Raw genomic sequence first — 22,563 nt, 5'->3', positions numbered from 1 at the left:
GCGTCTTGCGGACCTTGTCGACCGTCCGCTGGACGAAAGAAAAGCGCGCAGGCTAGAAGCGCTGGATCAGCCCTAGCTGCATGCCCTTAACCGGCGCGCCGGGATACGCCACCGGCAGCCCGATCACGTTGACACCGCGCAGGGTGAAGGTGGCATCGTCGTGATTCGCCAGATAGGCCGCGCTGAAATAGAACAGCAGCGTGCGCGACACATCGTATTCGAACGCCGCGCTGAACTGGTCCGCACTTGCGCCCGCGCCGGTCAGATCGCGCACGTGGGCATAACCCACCGATGCGCGCGCGTTCGGCGAAAACGTGTATTGCGCTGAGAGCGACCCGCCCTCGCCATGATAGAGCGGCGTGCCGCCATCGCCGTTGAAAAAGGCCAGCCATACGCGGACCCTTTCGATGGCGTACGTCGCGCCGCCGAGATTCGCTCGCAGCGCGCTAGCGCCATGCGTCTGCTGACGGGCGTACAAAAGTCGGAGGGCGTCGATCTGATAGGCGGCGGTGACAAAGTATCCGTCGATGCCGTTGCCATCGTTCTCCGACGGATCGCGCGTGGCCATCATCACGGTGGCGTCGAATCCGCCGACAAGCGGTGACAGATACGTGATCGCGTTATTCGTGTAGGGCGTGATTTTCGACAGGTTGTTCAGTCCGGACGCGATCGTGCCCGCGCCGAACGCATCCAGGTCGCCCTTGAACGGTATGTAGAGTGGCGAGTATTGCCGGCCCACGCGCACTTCTCCCCACGTGCTGCGCGTGCCGATCCATGCCTGCCGGTTGAAGAGAACGCCGGGTGTCTGCAACGTGCCGTCGGTGGTGCTAAAGCCGTTTTCCAGTGTAAACACCAGATAGGTGTCGGCACTGAGCTGCTCTCTACCGCGCAATCCGACCCGCGAACCGCGGTAGGCACCGGAGTCCAGTCGCGCCGTCCAGCCGGATCCGGGGTTGGTGACTTCCAGGCTGGTATCCAGCACGCCGTATAGGGAGACCACGCTCCCGTCCTGCGCCGCAGCGAGCGGCATACCGAACAGCGAGCTCGCGCCGGCGATACCGGCGCACAGAATCAGTCGACGGATACACGCGGCGCCGCGCGTCACCGGCGCCTGCTTTCGCGACGTTTGCGTCGAGCCTTGCGTCGCTGAATGGCATGCACGGGCGCCGGTCGACACGCCACGATCCCGCGCGCTGCGCACCATACGCACGACACGATGCCAGGCACCGAAATAGCGTGCCGGCCGCTGTCGCATGAAGGTGCGGGTCCAATGAGCATCGGGACAGTCTAACTTCGAAAAAAATCAGCTTCAATTCTGGCGATCAGCGAATCCCGGCGGCTTGCGCAAGCATGAACAAGCCTGTCCCAACGAGTGCAATCCCAATGACCCGCGCAACGCGCTCACCACGCGACGCGAGACGTTCGGCGGTGATGGCTGCTGTCACGGCGGCCATCACGCGCAGGTCCATGATCCCAACGACGAGGAGAACCATCGTCAACCCCGTACAACCGACAGTGCAACGAAGCCCAAGACGCAGCCCGTATCGCCAGGCCGTACCAGCGTGCTTCGCCAACGGACGGTCCCAGCCCGGCGCCTCACGACTGCACGCAAGGTGACGAGCCTTCCACGTGGTGAGTTGCAGTGCCCCGCAGATCAGGACAGTCAGTGCTGCGCCCGCAGGCACCGCGCGCGCCAGCGCCGGCAGTTGCATCTCGAGTGCCGCCAGCGTGGCGCCGAGCGGAAAAACAGTCGCGCCGAGCGCGGTCCACACCGAGAAGTAGCCCAAGCCCACCAGCGCCGTCAGCCGGGCGCGACGTGCTTCGCCCATGCCGTCGACCGTCTGGTAGTAGCGCCACAGCGTGGGTGTCAGGGATGGCAGCATCATCGCGATCATCATCACGACCCACATGCCGAGGAACGACGCTGCGGCGCCCGGCCACTTCTGTCCGCACATGCGCATCCACGTCATCGACATCGTCCAGCCGCCGGGCATCGGCATGTCGCCCAGCGCCGACATGGACGCGCACCAGACGATCGTCGCCGCCGCGCCGGCAGCGACGATGAGCGCCGATATACCGAAGAAGGCTAGCCCGGAACCTTGCGCGGAAACCGTGCGCCCGGAGTTGCCCCAGCGCCTCGCTGCGTCAACGTCGCTCATGGCGGGCCTCAGCGCTTCTCGTACTCGTCGTGGCGCTTCCACCAGGGACCCGTCTCGTTGCGTCCCTTGGGCGCGCGGTCGAGCCACTGGTACATGCTCCAGATACCGTCCACGCCGCGCGCGTAGGCGGAATAGGTGTGGTAGACCACGCCGTCCTCGAGGACGAACGTGCTCACGCCCGGTCGGTCGAGCGTGTACGTCGCCGCGTCGGTTCCGCAGGTGGCCGCGAATTGGGCGACGGGTTCCGGGACTTCCGCCGCGTCCATCGCGTGGCCGCCGCGCCGGTAGTTGTATTCGACGCTCCCTTCGCGCTGCTGCGCTTCGGTGAACGCGATGTTGAAGTCGAAGTTGAAGTCGCTACCGTTCGAGGACGCCCATGGAAACGCCCATCCCATTCGACGCTTGTAGGTCAGCAGTTTTTCGAGCGGCGCCCGCGATACCGCTGACAGCGTGACGTCGTGATTCGCCAGATGGGTGACGACGCCGTCGAATCCGTCCGCGATCGCCGAGCAGGACGGGCATCCCGCCTTGTAGTCCGGCCCGAACATGAAGTGGTAGACCATCAGCTGCGAGCGCCCCCTGAAGAGGTCGGCCAGCGAGGCGCTTCCCGCTTCAGTCTCGAACCGGTATGGCTTGTCGATCCGAACCCAGGGCAGCGCCATGCGCTGGCGTACCAACGCATCGCTCTGCCGCGTCAGCGCCTTCTCCGCCTCGAGCAACTCGATCCGTGCGGCGAGCCACGCTTGACGTGTTCCGGTGGTGTGTGTCGTATTCATGCTTCCCTCCTTAGGTATCCTGCGTCGTTTGCTCAGTTGTCGAGACGACGTATGGGTTGGCGGTCGTGCTAGATTAGTACCGGGCTTCTGATCGCTGGGAGTGACAAGTGTGGCGGGATTCGAATAGACCATGGACTCGCTAGTCTCAGCCGCGGCGCGTGCGCTCGCGGCAGGTGATCCGCTCGGCGCGCTGAACCAGGTCGCCTTGCGCGACGACCCGTCGTCGCTCGCGCTGCGCGGCATCGCAATGGCGCAACTCGGCGATCTGGTTCGGGCGAAGGCGCTGGTGCGAAGCGCAGCGCGCGGCTTCGGACCGAAACATCCTGTGGCGCGCGCACGCTGTGTCGTCGCCGAAGCCGAGATTGCGCTGGCCTCACGCGAACTCAACTGGCCCGCGAAGACGCTCGACGCGGCGCGCGCGACCCTCGAAGCCCACGGCGACCGGCTGAACGCCGCGCATGCACGCTATCTCGAGGTCAGACGGCTGCTGCTGATTGGACGCCTCGACGAGGCCGAACGGGCGGTCGCCGCGCTCGACGCTACGCCCTTCCCGCCCGCGTTGCGGGCCGCCCACGAACTGGTCGTCGCCGGGATTGCGATGCGACGCCTCCACACCAGAACAGCGCATGCCGCGCTTGTCCGGGCTGAGCGTGCCGCGCGCCACGCCGGCATTCCCGCGCTCATGGCGGAAGTGACTAGCGCGTCTCTCGTCCTGAGCACGCCCGCTGCGCGCCTCATCGCGCGGGGCGAAGAACGCCCCCTCCTGCTCGAAGACGTTGAAGCGTTGCTGGCGTCGCCGGCGCTGGTCGTCGATGCGTGCCGCCATGCCGTGCGCGACGCACGCACGGTGGTCTCGCTCGCGAGCCGTCCGGTCCTGTTCGCGCTTGCACGCGCGCTCGCCGAAGCGTGGCCCGACGATGTGCCCAGAGACGCCCTCGTCGCACGGGCGTTCCGGGCAAAACACGCCGACGAATCGCACCGCGCGCGCTTACGCGTCGAACTCGGGCGGCTTCGCTCGATGCTGGGGACATTGGCCGGCGTGAGCGCGACAAAACGAGGCTTTGCACTGGTGCCGCGCGGCGCAACTGAGGTAGTCGTGCTGGCGCGGCCCGTGGAAGAAAAGTATGCGAGCGTGCTCGCCTTCCTCGCCGACGGCGAGTCGTGGTCGAGCTCGGCGCTCGCGCTCGTGGTCGGCGCGAGCCAGCGCACCGTGCAACGTGCGCTCGACTCGCTTGCCGCAGCCGGCAAGGTGCAGTCGGTTGGGCGTGGGCGAGCGCGTCGCTGGATGACACCTCCCGTGGCGGGATTCGCGACGACGTTGTTACTCCCCGCTCCACTACCAGACGACTAGGATGGACGCATGAATCGATCAGCCGCCAAAATCATCCGTGAATACGGCCCCTTTCCGGGTATCGACCGCGTGGCCGGAGTCACGTATGACGGTCAGCATGTCTGGTTCGCTAGCGGAGACAAGCTCAACGCCCTTGATCCGACGAGCGGCGAAACGCTGCGTTCAATCGATGTCGAAGCGTATGCGGGCACCGCCTTTGACGGCCAGCACCTGTTCCAGATCGCCGAGGGTCGCATCCAGAAAATCGATCCGCGTACCGGCCTCGTGCTCGCCACCATTCCGGCGCCGGGCGACGGCGGTGACTCGGGGCTCGCATGGGCCGAGGGCACGCTTTGGGTGGGGGAGTATCAGGCGCGCAAGATTCACCAGGTCGATCCAGAAACCGGAGCGGTTCTTCGTACCATCGAGTCCAACCGTTTCGTCACCGGTGTCACCTGGGTCGACGGCGAGCTTTGGCACGCTACCTGGGAAAATGACGCCAGCGATTTGCGGCGGATCGATCCCCGCACGGGAGAAGTCCTGGAAAGCCTCGAGATGCCGGAGGGTGTTGGCGTGTCAGGGCTCGAATCCGATGGCGGCGATCAGTTTTTTTGCGGCGGTGGCAACAGCGGCAAAGTGAGAGCTGTGCGCCGGCCTGGACGAGACTCCGAGGCGGGCAGCGACGCCGGGATGCCCGTCGATTTGACGAGCCAGTAGTCGGGGCGGCCAGCCCTCCAGGATTTCTGCCGGCGCGGTGTCTCCAGCCATTGCACGTAGATTTCCCAGACTTTGAACAACGTCCGCTTCAGGCATCACGCGTCACGGATTGCATACCACGGCGGTCAGCAACAAAGGAATAACCGAGCGCACGGTGGCGTTGCTGCCTGCTTCACGCACGCGCGTTTCGACCGCCTCGCTCGGCGCGGACAGTACCGCGCCGTAGATCGGGGCCGCGAGCGCCTTGCCGTGGCCCTGCTTGAACATCTCGTCATCCTGCTCGTAGCCAAGAACGACGTAGACCCGAAAGCCGAAAACCGTCATGTCGCTGCCATGTACGGGTCGAAACGCGTTCACTGAATTCGTGTCGACGTGCATTGGCTTCGACTCGATGTAACCGTCATCGATGAGTTCGCCGATGAACGTATGGGGACGCGCCCGGCAATCGAATTGCGCATCGAGCGCATACGCGTGCGACGCCTGCGGGCAGACGCCCGCACCAGCGGCGAGTATGACAGCGACTGCGTGTAGAAAACCGGTTGCCATGATGACCGTGCCTGAGCGGCGGGCGCCCATAGGCTGAACGCGCCCGAGTCAGCAGTCTCGCAGAATTTCGCCATTTACGTATGAGCGTCAGCGAACCATACGCTTCAGGCAGGCGTTTCAGTTAGGCGCACGCTCATCGCAATTCGATCGGCTGCCCATGTGGCGTACGTCGGGCAGCCACGTCCCATTCGTGCTGGCGATGCTCGAGCAGGCGGTCGGTCAGCAGCCCCTTGCTGGTGCAGATGCGCTCCAGCGCCGTCAACCAGTGACTGTAGTAAGTGTTGCCCTGATCGGGGTCGCCGGCGGCCTGCGCATCGCAGATTGCGAGGTGCAGACATTCCGCCCATTCCGCCCAGGTGAACACGCCGCGTTCGTGCAGGCTCAGCGTCATGGCAAACGCCTGGGCTTCCCAGGGCGCATTGAAAACGGGTCCGGCGTCGTCGCACGGCAGTGCCGGCAAGGCAGCGCGCAACTCGGGAAGGTTCGATCGGGTCTGCGTCATCTCAGACTGGCGAAGTGCCCGGATCGTCGAGATAGGGTTCCCAGCAATCGACGCACACCGATGCCGCAGTCGTATCCGTCCCCCAGAGTTCCGACGCATCGAAGCGCACCGTGTAAAGCCATTGCGGCTGTTCGCCGAGCCCGATTGCATTGGAATCGGGAAAAACGTGCGCGCCGTGCACAGTAATGATGCGACCTCGCCGGCCGCGGCAATACCGTGGCAAACGGGTATGCGTGGCGGGATTGAACCGACGGGTCAGGACATCGTCGCCAACTGCGAAGCGTGCTTTGGTGGCCGCGGGACGATCGACAGGGCTGCCCCGGCGCAACGCAGCGACCACTTCATTTGCCATCAACACGCGAGCGACCGGCGCCGGCGCCCTACTCGACTTGCCGCTGGCGAGTTCCTCCGCCGTCACCAACCCCTTTTCCAGCAGCAGTTTTTTCAGGCCTTCGAACCAGATCTCGAAGTAACTGCTGGCCAGATATTGCGCGGGCGGCAAGCTCTCCCGCGCGGCACGAGACATGTCGATGTTCCATTTGCCGGCTGCGCCCATCGCCACCGTGATCGCCAGCGCGTGGCGCTCCCAGTCCGCGTGAAAAATCAGCGTGTCGGCTTCCGGTCGGATCGGTCCAAACGACTGCATGCCGCCGAGGTCTTGCGCACCGTTCATGCGGACTCCCGTCCGGGTTCAGGCGTCTTCGGCAAACCTGTGCCGATCATCGAGTCACGTGTCACCAGTTCTGCCAACGCTTCCTCGGAGAAGCCAGTGCTTCCGGGAGGCTGCATGGGCAACACCAGATAACGGACCTCCGAAGTGGAGTCCCACACACGAAACTCGACTTCGGCCGCCAATTCAAAACCGAATTCCTTCAGCACGCCTCGCGGGTCGATGACCGCCCGGGAGCGGTATGCCGCCGACTTGTACCAGACCGGCGGAAGCCCGAGCACCGGCCACGGATAGCACGAGCACAACGTGCAGACCACCATGTTGTGCACGGTGGGCGTGTTCTCCAGCACGACCATGTGTTCACCCTGCCTGCCGGCAAAGCCGAGCGAGGCGATTGCCGCGGTGGCGTCGTCGAGTAGCCACTGTCTGTACGCGGGGTCGCACCAGGCTTTCGCGATCACGCGTGCGCCATTGCGCGGGCCCACCTTGTGCTCGTGGGTCTCGATCAGCACGTCCAGCGCGTGGGGATCGACGTACCCTTTCTCGACCAGCAGGGATTCGAGCGCGCGCACACGTAACTCCATCTCCGGCAACGTACTGCCGGCGTGGTCGTGAGTGTGCGCCTCAGCATGCGGGTGCGTTGGCTGGTGAGTTTGGGGATCGTTACCGCTCATCGGAGTTCGTCCGCGAAGTGCCCAACTCAATGAGTATGGTTGGCGCAACACGTAAATGCAATTCGACCGCGCACGCGTGGATCGCTTTCCAGTTGGTCGTCAGGCTCATCTGCGATATCTCAGCGAAATGAGCCTGCTGAAGCTTATAAGGAAACGCTTACCGTTTTGGTACCGGGCGGTGACAGGCCGCTTCCATCTCGAAGGAAACAGCCTGCCACCACCTCGGCATTTCGCGTGAACAGGGCCACGCCGGGACGGGTGTCAGGGGGCAAATCGTCCTAAACCCGCCGCCTGAAGCACGGCACGCAACGTGATCCACGCGCGGTCACCCCAGTAGTCGGCGAACGCAATTGCCGCACTACTGTAGTCGCCGGTTACGATTCCCTCGACAGTTTTGCTAGCCAGGACTTCCGCAAGCGCCGCGATTCCCAGGGCGCCCACCTCGTTGATAAGTTGAGTTCTCGCCATGATCCGAAACTCCGTGATGATCGATGGCCAGCTAACCCATGATCGGCGCGAGCGCCTGATCGATTCGCAGTGCCTGCGCTGGCGAGATCATTGCGTTGAGCACCTCGCCGAATCGCGGAATCTGCATGCCCGACACGATGTACTGGAATCGATAAGCAGTCAGAACTGTCTCCGATACGGCTTCGACCTCGGTCGCCATCATAGGTCGCTTGCAAAGTCCGACGAAGTAACGCGTATCAGCCGCTGACTGAGTTTGCAGGATGCCATCCACTGCGTTCACGAGCGCAATCAGGTCGTCCACGGCAGCGTCGCGCGCTTGCGGCGAAATCTTCGCGTTCTCGCGCACCCATTCCAATTCGTCGAGAATGGCGTGCTGCGACTCCTCTTTCCAGTGGAACAGGAAAACTTCCTTGAACAAGGGCGAAAGCGCGTTGTCCGGCTCGATGCTCGCCCGATAGTGCGACTGAGTAAGCAATTCAATGAGACAGGTCAGCGCGAGCACCGACCAGCTCGACTTGCCCAGCACCACCGCTGCCACGTCATCCGGCCGCGACTCGAACGTGTACCCGGCCGGCATGCCGGCGCTGATCATGCGCTCGATACGGCGAAACAGTTCCTGATGCTTGAGTTCCTCGTCGGTAAAGCGCACCAGCGCTTCGAGCGCGATCTGATCACCCAGCCAGTGGTCACGGCTGACCTCAAGTATTTTCGCGCCGATGAAGCGCTCCACGAGTCCGAAGAGATTCGCGTACGAGCGCCCCTGAATCTGCGACAAGAGACGGCGTTCGTCGATCTCCAGGAACGGCAACCACTCGACAAACGACAGGCTGTCCGGCAGAAATTTCTTCGTGAAGTCGAATTCGCGCTGGCGAATCACGTCGCGATCGATGTCCCAGCGGATGCGTCTGGAAACGTCCACGCACCTTGCGTAACGGGCGGAATCGACATAGGGTTGCAAGACAGGTTGCTGAACAGCTGAAGCCGTATGGCCGGCCTCGTCGCCAACGAGACCGGTAGCGATGGTAGAAACGGAAGGCACTGCGGACATATCTCCACTCCTGCAAAACGATTAGTTTTACTATGTAAGTACGATATAAATTCCAATAGCAGTCGCACTGTGGCGCGGCGGCCGGATATGCCTGTGAATTCGCTGAATCGTCACATTTTTCTTGAGCAGACGCATACAACCAGTGCGTCGCCGTGTCGATGGCGGACCACAACAGGACCGTGCATCCGCACAACGCCATCGTTCAGAAGTCTTGCGTTTGTCGGTCTTCAGGCACGGTGCTAGTATCCCGAGAATAGGGACGGCATTGAATGACCGGACGTCCAGCTTTCTTGTGCGCAACTCCAGCATTGCGCGATCACTACGATGGACGCTCTCTCCGATGTGCTACGCGTTATCCAGTTGAGCGGAGCAGTCCACCTCGACGGCAGCTTCTCCGCGCCCTGGTGCGTGATCGCTCACGCCGACTCAGCGCTTTGCTCCGCCTACTTGCCGCCCTCCGAGCGCGTCGTCTCGTTTCATCTCATCACGGAAGGGACCTGTTGGGCGATGCTGCCTGGCGATCCGGCGAGCGCGGTTCAGGCGGAGTCCGGAGATGTAATCGTGGTGCCGCAGGGCGAGACCCACATATTAGGTAGCTCCACTGAATTGACGCCGGAGACGCTCGCGCCACTATTGGCACATCAGATCCAGGCGCAGCCGGGCGAGGTCATGACACTCGTCCACGGCGGTGGTGGAGAGACTACGCGCCTGGTATGCGGCTTTCTCGCCACCCAGGATAACGCACGAAATCCTCTGATTTGTGCGCTGCCGCGCCTGTTCAAGGTGGACATGCGCGGATCCAGTGCTTCGTGGCTCGAATCGTCGCTGCGTTTTGCGACCATGGAGGCGGCGTCCGCACAGGCCGGCAGCACCACGGTGCTGGCCAAGCTTGCAGAGCTTGTGTTCGTCGAAGCAGTACGCCGCTACGTCAGCACGATGCCTGACGACCGCAAGGGTTGGCTGGCGGGCTTACGCGATCGCTTTGTTGCACGTGCACTCGCGCTGCTGCACGCGCGGCCCGTGCATGCATGGACGGTGGAAATGCTGGCCCGCGAGGTGGGCCTCTCGCGCTCGGGACTCGCGCAGCGCTTTACCGAACTGGTCGGGCTTCCCCCCATGCAATATCTGGCGCTGTGGCGCCTGCAACTCGCCGCGCGCCAGCTCCGGCTCACCGATTCTTCGCTAGCGTCAGTTGCCGAGACTGTCGGTTACGAATCCGAGGCCGCATTCAATCGCGCGTTCAAGCGGGAATTCGGCGAGCCGCCGGCGACGTGGCGCCGGAATGCCGCCAGTGCCTCGACTCAAGGCAGCGAACGCGCTAGCAGCTCGGCACAGGATCACAGCTAGCTGCTGCCCGTGCCGGAAGAACGGGCACCAAGCACGGGCACCAGCGCCTGTGGCCTGTGCGCCCTCACCCTTTCGTCGCACCAAACGTCAGCCCCGCGACAAAATGCTTCTGCATCGCGAAGAACATCGCCACTGACGGCAACGCCGCGAGAATCGACCCCGCCGAAACCAGGTTCCAGGCCGTCGTCCATTGCCCCTTCAGTGCCGCCACCCCGACGGTGATCGGCGCCGCGTCATCGCCCTGCGTCAGGCACAATGCCCAGAAGTAGTCGTTCCAGACAAACGTAAACACGAGAATCGCAAGCGCCGCGAGCGCCGGGCGAATCAGCGGCAGCACGATTCTGAAGAACACAGTCCATTCATTAGCGCCCTCGATGCGCGCCGCCTCGACCAGTTCAAACGGCAACTGCTTGATGAAATTGCGCAGGAAGAGCGCACAAAAACCCGTCTGGAACGACACGTGAAACAGAATCAACGCACTCACGGTGTTGAACAGACCCAGTTGCAACGACAGATCCCGCACCGGAATCATCAACACCTGCACCGGCACGAAATTGCCCGCAACGAAGGTGGCGAACAAGGTGGAATTGCCGCGAAACCGGTAGATCGCGAGAGCGAAACCCGCCATCGCCGCGAGCGCGATCGAGCCAACCACCGCGGGCACGGTGATCAGCACACTATTCCAGAAGTAATGCAGCATCGGCGAGGTAGTCAATGCTTCGCGATAGTTGTCGAACATCGCGAAGTGCTTCGGCCATCCCCAATAGTTACCCTCGCTCAGTTCTTCCGTCGAGCGCACCGAGGTGACGAGCACGGCGATCATCGGCAGCAGCCAGATCAGCAGCGCGAGCGGCAAAGACAACTTGTAGAGACGGCGCGACACCGGCTTCCATTTGTCGATCGAAATCGGATACATGGTCGGCTCCTATTGCTCGGTGCGCAGCATCCGCCGCAAGTGATAAACGATGTACACCAGCATGATGCCGAACAGCACCACGGCCACCGCCGCGGAATAGCCGATGCGGTAGTACTTGATCGCCTGGTCGTACATGTAATACGCGAGCACGGTCGAACTTTCGAACGGGCCGCCACCCGTCATCACCGAGATCAGATCGAAGCTGCGCAATGCGCCGATCACGGTGACCACGATCGCCATGAAGGTGGTCGGCCGCAATTGCGGCAGGATCACGTGCCACAGCATCGACCAGCCGTGCGCGCCTTCCATGCGCGCGGCCTCGATCTGCTCGGCGTTCAGCGAGGTCAGCCCAGTGAGGTAAAGAATCATGCAATACGCGGTTTGCGGCCACAGGGCGGCGAATACGATGCCGAGCGTCGCATAGCGAAGGTCGCCCAGGACCGGCACGCCGTGACCGAGAATCACCGCGAGCAAACCGAACGTGGGGTCGTAGAACCACGAGAAGATCAGGCCGACCACCACGCCCGACAACACGAATGGCGCGAAAAACAGCGACTTGACGATGCGGATGCCGGCCACCGCCTGATTCAGATAGAGCGCGACGGCGAGCCCCATTGGCGGCGCGAGCAGGAACAGCAGCAACCAGATGAGATTGTTCTTCAGCGCCGTATAGAACGTGTGCGTGTGGAACAACTCAACGTAATTCGCGAGACCGACGAAAGACGGGTCGGTCATCCCATCCCAGTTGAAAAAGCTCAGGCGGATCGTCGAGATGATCGGCCACACCACGTAGATCGCCACCATCAAGCAGGCCGGCGCGAGAAACAGGAAGGCCGCGCGCCGTTGCCGACGCGCGGTCGGCGATGGAGGGCGCCGGCGTGCCGCACCGGCTGGCCCGCCGCGCAATGCAGCGCCCGATGCCGGTACGCCCGGTGCCGGTACGCCCGATGCCGGTACGCCGGACTCAGGCAAGCCCGGACCACCGGATTCGCCAGGTCCGCCGACAGTGTGACGGGTGACAGAGTGCGACACGATCATTCTCCCGATCGAAGGTAGCCAGTGGCGGCGCATGGCCGCCACCGCTTACTTCTTGTAGATCCGCTTGCGCGTCTGTTCCAGTTGCGCAAGCACTTCATCGAGCTTCGAGGGATCGGAGACGAATTGCTGCATCCCCTTCATCCCCTCATCGGCCATTTCCTTCGTCATGTCGCGATCGTAGAACTGCGCAATGCCGCCCTTCGTGTTCGCGAGAATCTGGAAGCCGATCTTGGAGATCGGATCCTCGGGTTCAGGCGATTTGCTGTTCGCCGACAACGAACCGAGACCCGCCGCGAGCTTTGCGCCATTCTCCGGCGTCTCGACGAACGCGAGGAAAGCATGCGCGTCCGCCTTGTTCTTCGCTTTCGATGGAATATGCAGCGATTCGACCGGACCGTCCTCGGCGGTCGGCACCTTCGCGTCGATGATCGGGAACTGGAAGTAGCCCATCTCCGGCTTGACGTTCGGCGGGAAACCAGCGGTGATAAACGTGCCCATCAGCATCATCGCCGCCTTGCCCTGGAACAGGAACGGCTGCACCGAATCCAGATCGTAGGAGAGCGAATTGTCGATGAAGTAACCTGCGTCGATCAGCTGCTTCCACGTGGTGTAGACCTTCTTCACACGCGGATCGGTGTACGCGATGTCGCCCGCCATCAGTTTCTGATGGAACGCATTGCCGTTCAGGCGAAGATCAAGGTAATCGAACCAGCCGGCCAGCGTCCAGGAATCGCGCCCTGCTACCGCAATCGGCGTAATGCCGGCGGCCTTCAGCTTCTTGCAGTCGTCGAGAAACTGATCCCACGTCTTCGGCTCGCCAGTAATGCCGACCTTCTGGAACAGATCCTTGCGATAGAACATGCCCCACGAGTAATACACAGTCGGCGCGGCGTACTGCTTGCCTTTATACGACGACGCTTCCTTCGTCGACGCATACATGTCGTTCCAGCCATTCTTCGCCCAATCGCCGCTCAGGTCGTCGAACAGGCCGCGTTGCGCGTAATACGCCATGCGCTCGCCGTCATGCCAGTTGACGATATCGGGCGCCACGGTGGAGAGCCAACCGGGCAACTGGACCTTGTACGCTTCTTCATCGACGAACGACACCTTCACGTCGGTACCGGGATGCGTTTTCTTGAAGTCGTCGATGATCGACTGCCAGACCGCGCGCTGGCTCGCGCCCTTGAACGCGATGTTGACGGCGAGCGTGCCGGCCTGCGCGGTGCTGACGACGGATGTGCCGGCGGCCGCCGCGGCCAGCGCGAGCGCCAGCAGAATCTTGCGTGGTTTCAGTGTCATGCCTGTCTCCTTGATTCCTTGATTTTGCGTCGTTGTCGTTACTGCGTGGAATCCTTCGGTCGAGCCGTCAGGTCGTGCGATAAACGCTTACGCCCTGCGGTTCGATATCGCGCGAGCCGATCACGATCTGCTCGTCCGCGAGATTGGCGAGCGTGTGCACCTGCTCGCCGTAGTTGAATACGTAAGTCAGCGCGCCGCGCCGGCTGATGCGCACGCTGTCGCCGAGCGCCATCGTCTCGAGACCGGCTTCGTTGGCGATCCGCGCGAGCAGGCGCACGGTCAGTGCATCGTCGAACAGGCTCGCGAGGTAATGGAACGCCCCGCTTCGCATATACGCGGGATGACCGTCCGCAAAACGCGCGCGCACGTCGAGTGCAGCCGCACCATCGCTTTCGATGAAATCGCGCCAGTGGCGCGCGACGCCATCTTCCACGCCTGAGGCGCTACTGCCCGCCAGCCACACCGGTTCGGTCACGTTCGGCCGCATCGATTCAACGCGCCACACGCGCAGCGGCAACACCGGCGCCAGCGCGCCCGGCGGCAGATTGACCGGAATCTGCAAGTCTTCCGTCTTCGAGCCGGTACGCGGGCCGACCACCACGTGCGCGCCGGAACTGGCGAGCCGCGCGGCGAAATCCGCCGGCACGACCGGCAACGGCGGTACGACGATCAGACGGTAGCCATCGAGCGGCGCATCGACCGGCACCACGTCGACATCGAGCCCGAGCGCGCGCAGCGCCGAATAGTATTCGAACGCGAAGCGCGGATAGTGAAAGTCCGCCCCTTGCGGGTGAATCTCGAAGAGCCACTTCGCTTCATAGTCGTAGACGAGCGCGACTTTCGCACGAATCGGCGCATTGGCTTGCGCATCCGCGACCAGCACCGTGCGAATTTCATCAGCCACCTGGCCAGCTTCGTTTCCGCCGACATCGAGCCGGTTATCCGGCGTGTTCAGGCCGGCGTGCATCTGCTCCTGCGCAAACGGCGCCTGGCGCCAGCGGAAATACGACACGCAGCCCGCGCCGTGCGCGAAGGCTTCCCAGCTCCACAGCCGCACCATGCCCGGCAGCGGCGCCGGATTCCATTGCGCCCAGTTCACCGGCCCCGGCTGTTGCTCCATGACCCACAACGGCAGCTTTGACATGCCGCGATACACGTCGTGATTGAAGGAAGCAAAGTCGGGATGCCCGGTGCGCAGCCAGCGCGCCTTCACCTCCGGCGCGAACCATTGCTCTTCGAGCGCGCCGAGCGGATAGCTGTCCCAGGTCGCAATATCGAGGTCGGCCGCGACCTTGTAGTGATCGAACTCGGTAAAGAGCTGCATGAAGTTGTGCGCGACCGGGCGTCCCGGTGAATGCGCACGAATGATCTCGACCTGCATGCGGTTATAGCGCGCGACTTCGTCGGACGCAAAGCGCCGGTAATCGAGCCGATGCGACGGATGCGCTTCGGTGACGGTCGCCACCGGCGCATCGATTTCGTCGAAGCTGCGGTACTCCATGCTCCAGAACACGGTGCCCCAGGCAAGGTTCAACGCATCGATCGTTTGATAACGCGTCTTCAGCCATTCACGAAACCGCCCCACGGCTGCCGGCGAATAACTGACAACCGTGTGATGGCAGCCGAATTCGTTATCGGTCTGCCAGTAAGCGACGGCCGGATGCTTGCCGTAACGCTCGGCGACCGCCGTGCAGATGCGCTGGGACGCCTCGAAATACGACGGCGAGGAAAAATCGTAATGACGGCGCGAGCCAAACGCGCGGGGACGCCCATCCGCGCCGATCGGCAGAATGTCGGGATGGCGGTCGATCAGCCATTTGGGCGGCGTCGCGGTGGGCGTGCACATGACCACCTGCAGACCGGCCGCGCCGAGCACATCGACCGCGCGATCCAGCCAGCCCCAGTTGTATTCGCCAGGCGTCGGCTCGATCCGGCTCCATGCGAATTCCGCGATCCGCACCTGCTCGATGCCGAGTGCTTTCATCCGGCGAGCGTCGTCTTCCCACATCGACTCCGGCCAGTGTTCCGGGTAATAACAGACTCCAAGGCGCATCCCAATGTCCTCTATGCGTAGTGTTCGGCGGATTCAAGCGAAGCGGCGGCAAAACCGTCTTCGGTAAACAAATGGCACACGCGGCTGGCAGCACGGAAGCTCGCGCGATCGCCCTGCGCGAGGCGCGTGTCGCCCGGGGCCTTGGCGATCAGTACAGCGCCGCCGGGTTGGTCGAGATGCACATAGCTGTGCTCGCCGAGTTGTTCGACCAATGACACGGTGCGCGTCAAAACGGTGGTCTCAGGAAGCGCGTCCGCCCCGTTCGCGAGCGCAGTTGCGTCGATGAATTCGAGGTGCTCGGGGCGCACGCCGAGCGTGACCGGCTGCGCGACCTGCAAGCCTTCGCCACTCACCATCACGCGTACGCTTTCGCTGGTTTCGTCGAGCGTGACGCTCACACCGTGCGGGTCGATCGCGGTGACGCGTCCCGGCAGAAAATTCATGCGCGGCGAGCCGATGAAGCCGGCCACGAAGCGGCTCTTCGGGCGGTGATACAACTCGAGCGGCGCGCCGATCTGCGCGATGCTGCCGTAGCGTTCGGTGTCCTTGCCCGCGTGCAGCAGCACGATCTTGTCGGCAAGCGTCATGGCTTCGATCTGGTCGTGCGTCACGTAGACGACACTGGCTTTCGCGAACTGCTTGTGCAAACGCGCGATCTCGATGCGGGTCTGGCCGCGCAACGTGGCGTCGAGATTCGACAACGGTTCGTCGAACAGAAACACGCCCGGCTGGCGCACGATCGCCCGGCCGATCGCCACACGTTGCCGCTGGCCGCCGGACAGCGCCTTGGGCCGGCGTTCGAGCAGCGCTTCCAGTTGCAGAATGCGCGCGGCTTCCCGCACCTTGCGGTCGATTTCGTCCTTGGGGGTTTTGGCGAGCTTCAGGCCGAAGGCCATGTTCTCGAACACGGTCATATGCGGGAACAGCGCGTAGCTCTGGAACACCATCGCCACGCCGCGTTGCGCCGCGGGCACGTCGTTGACGGGACGCCCGCCGATCAGCAGATCGCCGTCGGTGACGTCTTCGAGACCCGCGATCATTCTCAGCAGAGTCGACTTGCCGCAACCGGACGGCCCCAGAAACACGCAGAACTCGTTCTCGCCGATCTCCAGGTCGACATCGCGGATCACCGGCGCGCCATCGCCATACGCCTTCTGAATACCTCTCAACGAAATGCTCGCCATTACATCGACTCCGTGATTTAATCGGCTCGAAGTCGGAGATTAAGCGCTTAATCAGCTGACCCTAAAAAATCGACCGCGTGCGGTCGCTGGGTCCTGCCTGTCTCCGATATCGTTTTGTCTGTGCCGCAAATGGTGCCGCGCCTTGCGCCGCGACGCAAATGTCGAGCAAACGTCCCATATATTGAAAATAAGATGCCCACACTCAGCGAAGTCGCGCGACACGCCGGCGTGACGCCGGCCACCGTTTCCAACGTGCTGCGCAATCGCGGCCGGGTCGGCGCGGCCACCCGGCAGCGCGTGCTCGACGCCGTCGACGCGCTCGGCTACCGCCCGCATCTCGCTGCCCGCGCACTCGCCGAGGGCCGCGCGCCGACCCTTGCGCTGATGGTGTCGAGCATCGCCAATCCGTTCTATCCGGAGTTTGCGCTTGCCGTGGAACGCGCCGCGCGCAAAAGCGGCCACTTCGTGATCATCTGCAATACGAACGAAGATCCGCTGACCGGCCGCGCCTATCTCGACCAGATTGCCGGCACGCTATCCGAGGGCGTACTCGTGACCAACGCGAATCTGGATTTCACGGACCTGCACATGACCGAATCGCGCGGCACGCCGGTCGTGCTGTGCATGTGGGAACGTCCGAACGAGCCGCCCGGCCTGCCCTGCGTCGCGGTCGACTTCCGTCTGGCCGGCGAGCTGGCCGGCGCGCATCTGCTCGGACTCGGGCACCAGCGGATCGGCGCGATTGTGGGCAGCAAGGCGTCCGGCATTCACGCCGCGCGCTATGAAGGCTTTGTCGAGGCGTTGCGGGCGGCCGGGGCGCCGCGCGCCCGGGTCAAACACGCGCCCGACACCGTGCAAGGCGGCTACGACGCTGCGCGCGCGTTACTGGAAGCGAACCCGCAACTCACCGCGATCTTCGCGACCAACGATCTGCCCGCGCTCGGCGTCATGCACGCCGCCGCCGATCTGGGTCTGAACGTGCCGGGCGATCTGTCGGTGATCGGCATCACAGACATCCAGTTGGCGCGCGAGTCGCGCCCCGCGTTGACGACGATTGCCGTGCCGACGGTCGAAGTAGCCGAACTCGCGGTCTCGCTGCTGCGCGAACTGATCGAAACCTCATACGGGCAGGCGGGTTCCGGCGCGACACGTGTGCCAATGCGAATTTCTTCGGCGCCGAAACTCGTCGTCCGCGCATCGACTGGCGTACCGCGTCCGCGCTGATGTGGCTTGCTGGCCGAACGCGGTTCGCAACGCGTCGTCAAGCAAGCGAAGCGAAACGGCAGACACTTGCACCGCCTGGGTGAGGAAGCGCCGCACGCCGTTTGCGGTCGAGAAAAATCCATTTGCATTTCAATATGCTTTCATCGGGGCCAGGACTTTCCCCAAGCCCGTCCCTTCGATCATGCACCGCAGCACGTCCGCTGATGCCGGCCACATAAGGCTCCGCGTCCTCACGCCGGTTTTTCTGCGTCACCTCCCCCACAATCGATTTCTTGACGAGCGCCCGCTCGCCTGCTGTACTAAATCAACCAAAGTGATTTAGGCGGTTCGTTTCAGACTGCCGTCGAGTCCCAACAGGTTGCAGACACGCAGCGATCGTGCGCGCAACCGCCCGCAGTCCATCACGTCGTTGCGAATAACCGGAGGAGCGTCCCATGAATCAGCATTCCCGCAGGCATCCCGTCGTCAGGCAGATCGTTTCGATGTGCGTAGCGGCATCGGCCGTATGGTGCGCGAGCGCCACTCAGGCGGCGGACCAGCCCGTCGTCGGCCTCATCACCAAGACCGATACCAACCCGTTCTTCGTGAAGATGAAACAGGGCGCGGAAGCAGCCGCTTCAAAAGACGGCGCCAAGCTCATCACCGCCGCCGGTAAATTCGATGGCGACAACGCGAGCCAGGTCACCGCGATCGAAAACATGATGACGGCCGGCGCGAAAGCGATTCTGATCACACCGAGCGATACCAAGGCGATCGTGCCGAGCATCAAGAAGGCGCGCGCCGCCGGCGTGATGGTGGTCGCGCTCGACACACCGACCGATCCGCAGGACGCCACCGACGCCCTCTTCGCCACCGACAACTTCAAAGCCGGCGTGCTGATCGGCAAGTACGCGAAAGCCGCGATGAACGGCAAGCCCGCGAAGATCGCCACGCTTGATCTGGCGCCGGGCGTGTCGGTCGGCGTGCTGCGTCACAACGGCTTCCTGGAAGGCTTTGGCGTGAAGGAAGGCGATCCGTCCGTGGTCTGCAGCCAGGATACGCGCGGCGATCAGGCCAAGGGCCAGACGGCGATGGAAAACTGCCTGCAGAAATCGCCCGACATCAACGTGGTTTATACGATCAACGAACCGGCCGCGGCAGGCGCTTATCGTGCCCTGAAAGCAGCAGGCAAGGATAAAAGCGTGATGATCGTCTCAATCGACGGCGGCTGCGAAGGCGTGCGCAATGTGAAGGCTGGCGCGATTGCCGCGACCTCGCAGCAGTATCCGCTGAAGATGGCCTCGCTCGGCGTGACGGCGGGCGTCGACTATGCGAAGACCGGCAAGAAGGTCTCCGGCTATCAGGACACGGGCGTGACGCTGATCACCGACAAAGCGATGTCCGGTATCGACAGCAAGGACACGAAGTTCGGCCTCGACAACTGTTGGGGCAACAAGTAACGCGTGGAGCACGGCGGCCCGCAACCGTGGGCCGCCACCGGATTCGCCGCGCGGCCTGCCCGCCGCGCTTATGTTTTGAGGACACCTATCATGTCGACTCCTTCCGCGCCCGCCGGCCATTCTCGCCCGTTCGCCGACCGTCTGCCGTCGCTCGCTGAAATCGGACCGCTGATCGCCCTGGTGCTCGCCTGCGGCTTCTTTATCTCGCAGAGCAACCGCTTCCTGTCGTTCCAGAACCTCTCGCTCATCCTGCAGCAGACCATGGTGGTGGCCGTCATCGCGATCGGTCAGACGCTGATCGTGCTGACCGGCGGCATCGATCTCTCCTGCGGGATGGTGATGGCGTTCGGCTCGATCATCATGACCAAGTTCGCGGTCACGCTCGGCGTGCCGCCCGTCCTCGCCATTCTGTGCGGCATCGCCGCGAGCACGCTGTTCGGCGCGCTCAACGGCGTACTGATCACACGCATCAAACTGCCCGCCTTCATCGTCACTTTGGGTACCTTGAACATTGCGTTCGCGCTCACGCAGATCTATTCGAACGCGGAAAGCGTGTCGAACCTGCCGGACGCCATCATGTTCTTCGGCAACACCTTCAAGCTCGGACCCGCCGACGTCACCTACGGCACGGTCCTCACCCTGCTGATGTATCTGGCGACGTGGTTCGTCCTGCGCGACACTGTGCCCGGCCGGCACCTGTACGCGCTTGGCAATAACGCCGAAGCCGCGCGCCTGATGGGCCTGTCATCGCAGAAGATCCTGCTTACCGTGTATTCGCTGGCCGGCGCGATCTACGGGATCGCAGCGCTGCTGTCGGTGTCGCGTACCGGCGTCGGCGATCCTCAGGCGGGGCAAACTGAAAATCTCGACAGTATTACCGCGGTCGTGCTCGGCGGCACGAGTCTGTTCGGCGGACGCGGCTCGATTGTCGGCACGCTGCTCGGCGCATTGATTGTCGGCGTGTTTCGTAATGGTTTGACCCTGATCGGCGTCTCTTCGGTGTACCAGGTGTTGATCACCGGCATGCTGGTGATTCTCGCGGTCGCCGCCGACAAGCTTTCCCATCGTCGCGGTTAACCACGTACAGGAGCCCGTCATGTCGACACCGACTTCCGCTTCTTCCGCTTCTTCCGTGATGCCCGTGCTGCAGGCGCGCGGACTCGTCAAACGCTACGGCAACGTCACCGCGCTCGATGGTTGCGATTTCGAAGTGCTGCCCGGCGAGATCCTTGCCGTGATCGGCGATAACGGCGCCGGCAAATCGTCGCTGATCAAGGCGCTCTCCGGCGCCACCGTGCCCGATGAAGGCGAGATTCTGCTCGACGGCAAGCCGGTCAAATTCCGCAGCCCTCTGGATGCACGCGCTCAAGGCATCGAGACCGTGTATCAGGAACTCGCGGTGGCGCCTGCGATGAGCATTGCCGAAAATCTGTTTCTTGCCCGTGAACTGGTCAAACCGGGCTGGCGTGGTTCGATCTTCAAGATGATCGACAAGCGCCGCATGCTGGAGGAAGCGACCTCGCACATGAAAGACTTGCAGATCGGCATCCGTTCGATGCGCCAGGCAGTCGAGACGCTCTCGGGCGGCCAGCGTCAGGGCGTTGCCGTGGCACGCAGCGCGGCGTTCGCGCGCCACGTGGTGATTCTCGACGAGCCCACCGCCGCACTCGGCGTGAAGGAAGGCAACATGGTGCTCGAACTGATTCGCCGGGTGCGTGAGCGCGGCCTGCCAGTCATTTTGATCAGCCACAACATGCCGCACGTGTTCGAGGTCGCGGACCGCATCCATATCCAGCGGCTCGGGCGGCGCGCCGCGCTGGTCAACACGAAAGACGTGCACATGTCGGAGGCCGTGGCGATCATGACGGGCGCGAAGGAAGCGGACGTCAAGGCGATTGCATGATGCGCGCATCCTCCTGAGGGATATGTGACGATGGACACCACCGGCACCCGCTCGCCCCTCAAACGCACGGTCGGCTCGAATCAGGTCGGCATGCGGCAGTTCAACGAACGGATTGTCCTGCAGGCGATCCGTTTGCACGGGCCGCTGCCGAAAGCCGACGTGGGCCGGCTTACGCGGCTGTCGATGCAGACTGTATCGATGATCGTCGATCGTCTGATCGACGATGGCTTGCTCGAGAAACAGGCGCGCGTGCGCGGCCGGATCGGGCAACCGTCGGTGCCGATCGCATTGCGTGCCGGTGGCGCCTATACCATCGGCATCAAGGTGGGGCGCCGCAGTCTCGATGTGCTGGCGATGGATTTCGCCGGCCACGTGGTGTGCCGCGATGTCTTCGAATACGCCTATCCTGATCCGCGCACGCTGTTTCCCGCACTGGAAAGCAAACTGGCGCGCGTGACCCAGCAACTCGGCGCAAACGCGAACAAGGTGGTAGGCGTGGGGGTGGCTGCGCCGTTGTGGCTCGGCGGCTGGCGCGACTTCCTCGGCGCGCCACCCGACGCGCTCGACGCCTGGCACGAAATCGATCTGCGCGCCCGCATCGCCACCATGACCGGTTTGCCCGTCGAGTTCGCCAAGGACACCACCGCCGCGTGCGCCGCCGAGCTCGTGATGGGCCAGGGCCGTGGGATTCACAACTTCCTGTATCTGTTCGTCGGCACGTTTATCGGCGGCGGTCTTGTGATCGATGGCCGCTTGCACGGCGGCCCGCATGACAATGCGGGCGCTGTCGGCTCGATTCCGTTACGCGACGGCAGCGCGCGCAAACCGGCCCGGCAATTGCTGCACGCGGCCTCGGGCTTCGTTCTCGAACAGTTGCTGAGCGACGCAGGCGCGCCGCCCGCCGCCGCGCACGATCATCGTGCGTTGGCGCCGGAATGGTGGCGGCAGACCGAGCAATGGCTCGACACCGCCTGCCCCGCCATCGCCAATGCACTGACGAACGCGGCGGCCTTGCTCGATCTGGAAGCGGTGGTGATCGACGGCGAACTCGACCGGCAACTGGTGCGCGAAATCATCCGCCGGACCGAGCGCGTGCTGGATCGTTTCGAATGGGAAGGAATGGTGCGCCCGCAACTATTGGAAGGCACCATTGGCGCGGATGCGCGCGCGATGGGTGGCGCCATTCTACCGCTGTACGCGCATTTCGCGCCGGTGCATGAACTATTTCTGAAGCCGGCCGCCGACGCCGCTTACTAGATCATCCTCACAT

General features: G+C 63.3%; 22 protein-coding genes. 8 read left to right on the top strand and 14 right to left on the bottom strand.

Translation table 11 applies throughout. The features are described from left to right. Positions 1-52: 52 nt before the first annotated feature. From PQR27_RS22225 to PQR27_RS22215, 3 genes are all read right to left on the bottom strand, one after another. A complete protein-coding gene (locus PQR27_RS22225) occupies positions 53-1,030 on the bottom strand; it encodes a porin (RefSeq protein WP_494471439.1) in 978 nt (325 codons plus the stop codon). A gap of 292 nt (positions 1,031-1,322) precedes the next feature. Further along, positions 1,323-2,159, bottom strand: a complete 837-nt coding sequence (locus PQR27_RS22220; RefSeq protein WP_408525813.1) for a DUF2182 domain-containing protein — start codon at positions 2,157-2,159, stop codon at positions 1,323-1,325. A gap of 8 nt (positions 2,160-2,167) precedes the next feature. Next, the gene (locus tag PQR27_RS22215; RefSeq protein ID WP_408525812.1) at positions 2,168-2,935 is read right to left on the bottom strand and encodes a DUF899 domain-containing protein; all 768 of its coding nucleotides are present in this window, start codon (positions 2,933-2,935) and stop codon (positions 2,168-2,170) included. 130 nt (positions 2,936-3,065) lie between these two features. On the opposite strand from PQR27_RS22215, the gene PQR27_RS22210 reads away from it, so the two are divergent. Both PQR27_RS22210 and PQR27_RS22205 read left to right on the top strand, forming a co-directional pair. Continuing rightward, complete coding sequence (locus PQR27_RS22210) at positions 3,066-4,286, top strand: helix-turn-helix domain-containing protein (RefSeq protein WP_408525811.1); 1,221 nt, start codon at positions 3,066-3,068, stop codon at positions 4,284-4,286. Positions 4,287-4,295: 9 nt separating this feature from the next. Further along, complete coding sequence (locus PQR27_RS22205) at positions 4,296-4,982, top strand: Vgb family protein (RefSeq protein ID WP_408525810.1); 687 nt, start codon at positions 4,296-4,298, stop codon at positions 4,980-4,982. 102 nt (positions 4,983-5,084) lie between these two features. On the opposite strand, the gene PQR27_RS22200 is transcribed toward PQR27_RS22205, so the two are convergent. The 6 genes from PQR27_RS22200 to PQR27_RS22175 all read right to left on the bottom strand — a co-directional run bounded on the left by PQR27_RS22200 (position 5,085) and on the right by PQR27_RS22175 (position 8,890). Continuing rightward, positions 5,085-5,528, bottom strand: a complete 444-nt coding sequence (locus PQR27_RS22200) for a hypothetical protein (protein ID WP_408525809.1) — start codon at positions 5,526-5,528, stop codon at positions 5,085-5,087. Between the two features lie 133 nt (positions 5,529-5,661). Continuing rightward, a complete protein-coding gene (locus PQR27_RS22195; RefSeq protein WP_408525808.1) occupies positions 5,662-6,030 on the bottom strand; it encodes a nitrile hydratase accessory protein in 369 nt (122 codons plus the stop codon). Between the two features lies 1 nt (position 6,031). Next, positions 6,032-6,703: a nitrile hydratase subunit beta gene (gene nthB / locus PQR27_RS22190; protein WP_408525807.1), complete on the bottom strand. Its 672-nt coding sequence runs from the start codon at positions 6,701-6,703 to the stop codon at positions 6,032-6,034. Further along, on the bottom strand, positions 6,700-7,374 hold the full coding sequence (gene nthA, locus PQR27_RS22185) for a nitrile hydratase subunit alpha (RefSeq protein ID WP_408525806.1): 675 nt from the start codon (positions 7,372-7,374) through the stop codon (positions 6,700-6,702). The genes nthB and nthA overlap by 4 nt, the downstream gene beginning before the upstream one ends. A gap of 261 nt (positions 7,375-7,635) precedes the next feature. Then, the gene (locus PQR27_RS22180) at positions 7,636-7,842 is read right to left on the bottom strand and encodes a hypothetical protein (protein WP_408525805.1); all 207 of its coding nucleotides are present in this window, start codon (positions 7,840-7,842) and stop codon (positions 7,636-7,638) included. Between the two features lie 31 nt (positions 7,843-7,873). Further along, complete coding sequence (locus tag PQR27_RS22175) at positions 7,874-8,890, bottom strand: hypothetical protein (RefSeq protein ID WP_408525804.1); 1,017 nt, start codon at positions 8,888-8,890, stop codon at positions 7,874-7,876. Positions 8,891-9,214: 324 nt separating this feature from the next. Here PQR27_RS22175 and PQR27_RS22170 point away from each other — a divergent pair, with 324 nt between their 5' ends. Beyond that, positions 9,215-10,237 carry an AraC family transcriptional regulator gene (locus PQR27_RS22170; RefSeq protein ID WP_408525803.1) on the top strand — a complete coding sequence of 341 codons (1,023 nt, stop codon included), beginning with the start codon at positions 9,215-9,217 and terminating at the stop codon, positions 10,235-10,237. Between the two features lie 64 nt (positions 10,238-10,301). Here PQR27_RS22170 and PQR27_RS22165 read toward each other — a convergent pair whose 3' ends face one another. The 5 genes from PQR27_RS22165 to PQR27_RS22145 form a co-directional block, all read right to left on the bottom strand. Beyond that, on the bottom strand, positions 10,302-11,153 hold the full coding sequence (locus PQR27_RS22165) for a carbohydrate ABC transporter permease (protein ID WP_408525802.1): 852 nt from the start codon (positions 11,151-11,153) through the stop codon (positions 10,302-10,304). Between the two features lie 9 nt (positions 11,154-11,162). Continuing rightward, positions 11,163-12,191 (bottom strand): ABC transporter permease subunit, encoded by a 1,029-nt coding sequence (locus tag PQR27_RS22160; protein WP_408525801.1) that lies wholly within the window; start codon positions 12,189-12,191, stop codon positions 11,163-11,165. Positions 12,192-12,236: 45 nt separating this feature from the next. Further along, the gene (locus tag PQR27_RS22155) at positions 12,237-13,490 is read right to left on the bottom strand and encodes an ABC transporter substrate-binding protein (RefSeq protein WP_408525800.1); all 1,254 of its coding nucleotides are present in this window, start codon (positions 13,488-13,490) and stop codon (positions 12,237-12,239) included. Between the two features lie 67 nt (positions 13,491-13,557). Then, positions 13,558-15,543, bottom strand: a complete 1,986-nt coding sequence (locus PQR27_RS22150; RefSeq protein ID WP_408525799.1) for a beta-galactosidase — start codon at positions 15,541-15,543, stop codon at positions 13,558-13,560. Between the two features lie 11 nt (positions 15,544-15,554). Continuing rightward, positions 15,555-16,727 carry an ABC transporter ATP-binding protein gene (locus PQR27_RS22145; RefSeq protein WP_408525798.1) on the bottom strand — a complete coding sequence of 391 codons (1,173 nt, stop codon included), beginning with the start codon at positions 16,725-16,727 and terminating at the stop codon, positions 15,555-15,557. A gap of 192 nt (positions 16,728-16,919) precedes the next feature. Here PQR27_RS22145 and PQR27_RS22140 point away from each other — a divergent pair, with 192 nt between their 5' ends. The 5 genes from PQR27_RS22140 to PQR27_RS22120 all read left to right on the top strand — a co-directional run bounded on the left by PQR27_RS22140 (position 16,920) and on the right by PQR27_RS22120 (position 22,550). Beyond that, entirely contained in the window at positions 16,920-17,951 is a 1,032-nt protein-coding gene (locus PQR27_RS22140; protein ID WP_408525797.1) for a LacI family DNA-binding transcriptional regulator, read from the top strand. 434 nt (positions 17,952-18,385) lie between these two features. After that, complete coding sequence (locus PQR27_RS22135) at positions 18,386-19,390, top strand: sugar ABC transporter substrate-binding protein (protein WP_408525796.1); 1,005 nt, start codon at positions 18,386-18,388, stop codon at positions 19,388-19,390. Positions 19,391-19,480: 90 nt separating this feature from the next. Further along, positions 19,481-20,467, top strand: coding sequence for an ABC transporter permease (locus tag PQR27_RS22130; protein ID WP_408525795.1), 987 nt, complete (start codon positions 19,481-19,483; stop codon positions 20,465-20,467). 19 nt (positions 20,468-20,486) lie between these two features. Then, positions 20,487-21,293 (top strand): ATP-binding cassette domain-containing protein, encoded by an 807-nt coding sequence (locus tag PQR27_RS22125; protein ID WP_408525794.1) that lies wholly within the window; start codon positions 20,487-20,489, stop codon positions 21,291-21,293. A gap of 30 nt (positions 21,294-21,323) precedes the next feature. Then, a complete protein-coding gene (locus PQR27_RS22120) occupies positions 21,324-22,550 on the top strand; it encodes an ROK family transcriptional regulator (RefSeq protein WP_408525793.1) in 1,227 nt (408 codons plus the stop codon). The last annotated feature ends 13 nt before the right edge of the window (positions 22,551-22,563 follow it).

The organism is Paraburkholderia fungorum (assembly GCF_046027215.1).
GTDB lineage: Bacteria > Pseudomonadota > Gammaproteobacteria > Burkholderiales > Burkholderiaceae > Paraburkholderia > Paraburkholderia fungorum_D.
This window is presented reverse-complemented; position numbering and strand designations above follow the sequence as displayed.

Coding starts and splice junctions, on each gene's coding strand:
- PQR27_RS22225 (WP_494471439.1), bottom strand. CDS start 1,030: ATGCCGCTCGCTGCGGCGCAGGACGGGAGCGTGGTCTCCCTATACGGC.
- PQR27_RS22220 (WP_408525813.1), bottom strand. CDS start 2,159: ATGAGCGACGTTGACGCAGCGAGGCGCTGGGGCAACTCCGGGCGCACG.
- PQR27_RS22215 (WP_408525812.1), bottom strand. CDS start 2,935: ATGAATACGACACACACCACCGGAACACGTCAAGCGTGGCTCGCCGCA.
- PQR27_RS22210 (WP_408525811.1), top strand. CDS start 3,066: ATGGACTCGCTAGTCTCAGCCGCGGCGCGTGCGCTCGCGGCAGGTGAT.
- PQR27_RS22205 (WP_408525810.1), top strand. CDS start 4,296: ATGAATCGATCAGCCGCCAAAATCATCCGTGAATACGGCCCCTTTCCG.
- PQR27_RS22200 (WP_408525809.1), bottom strand. CDS start 5,528: ATGGCAACCGGTTTTCTACACGCAGTCGCTGTCATACTCGCCGCTGGT.
- PQR27_RS22195 (WP_408525808.1), bottom strand. CDS start 6,030: ATGACGCAGACCCGATCGAACCTTCCCGAGTTGCGCGCTGCCTTGCCG.
- nthB (WP_408525807.1), bottom strand. CDS start 6,703: ATGAACGGTGCGCAAGACCTCGGCGGCATGCAGTCGTTTGGACCGATC.
- nthA (WP_408525806.1), bottom strand. CDS start 7,374: ATGAGCGGTAACGATCCCCAAACTCACCAGCCAACGCACCCGCATGCT.
- PQR27_RS22180 (WP_408525805.1), bottom strand. CDS start 7,842: ATGGCGAGAACTCAACTTATCAACGAGGTGGGCGCCCTGGGAATCGCG.
- PQR27_RS22175 (WP_408525804.1), bottom strand. CDS start 8,890: ATGTCCGCAGTGCCTTCCGTTTCTACCATCGCTACCGGTCTCGTTGGC.
- PQR27_RS22170 (WP_408525803.1), top strand. CDS start 9,215: ATGGACGCTCTCTCCGATGTGCTACGCGTTATCCAGTTGAGCGGAGCA.
- PQR27_RS22165 (WP_408525802.1), bottom strand. CDS start 11,153: ATGTATCCGATTTCGATCGACAAATGGAAGCCGGTGTCGCGCCGTCTC.
- PQR27_RS22160 (WP_408525801.1), bottom strand. CDS start 12,191: ATGATCGTGTCGCACTCTGTCACCCGTCACACTGTCGGCGGACCTGGC.
- PQR27_RS22155 (WP_408525800.1), bottom strand. CDS start 13,490: ATGACACTGAAACCACGCAAGATTCTGCTGGCGCTCGCGCTGGCCGCG.
- PQR27_RS22150 (WP_408525799.1), bottom strand. CDS start 15,543: ATGCGCCTTGGAGTCTGTTATTACCCGGAACACTGGCCGGAGTCGATG.
- PQR27_RS22145 (WP_408525798.1), bottom strand. CDS start 16,727: ATGGCGAGCATTTCGTTGAGAGGTATTCAGAAGGCGTATGGCGATGGC.
- PQR27_RS22140 (WP_408525797.1), top strand. CDS start 16,920: ATGCCCACACTCAGCGAAGTCGCGCGACACGCCGGCGTGACGCCGGCC.
- PQR27_RS22135 (WP_408525796.1), top strand. CDS start 18,386: ATGAATCAGCATTCCCGCAGGCATCCCGTCGTCAGGCAGATCGTTTCG.
- PQR27_RS22130 (WP_408525795.1), top strand. CDS start 19,481: ATGTCGACTCCTTCCGCGCCCGCCGGCCATTCTCGCCCGTTCGCCGAC.
- PQR27_RS22125 (WP_408525794.1), top strand. CDS start 20,487: ATGTCGACACCGACTTCCGCTTCTTCCGCTTCTTCCGTGATGCCCGTG.
- PQR27_RS22120 (WP_408525793.1), top strand. CDS start 21,324: ATGGACACCACCGGCACCCGCTCGCCCCTCAAACGCACGGTCGGCTCG.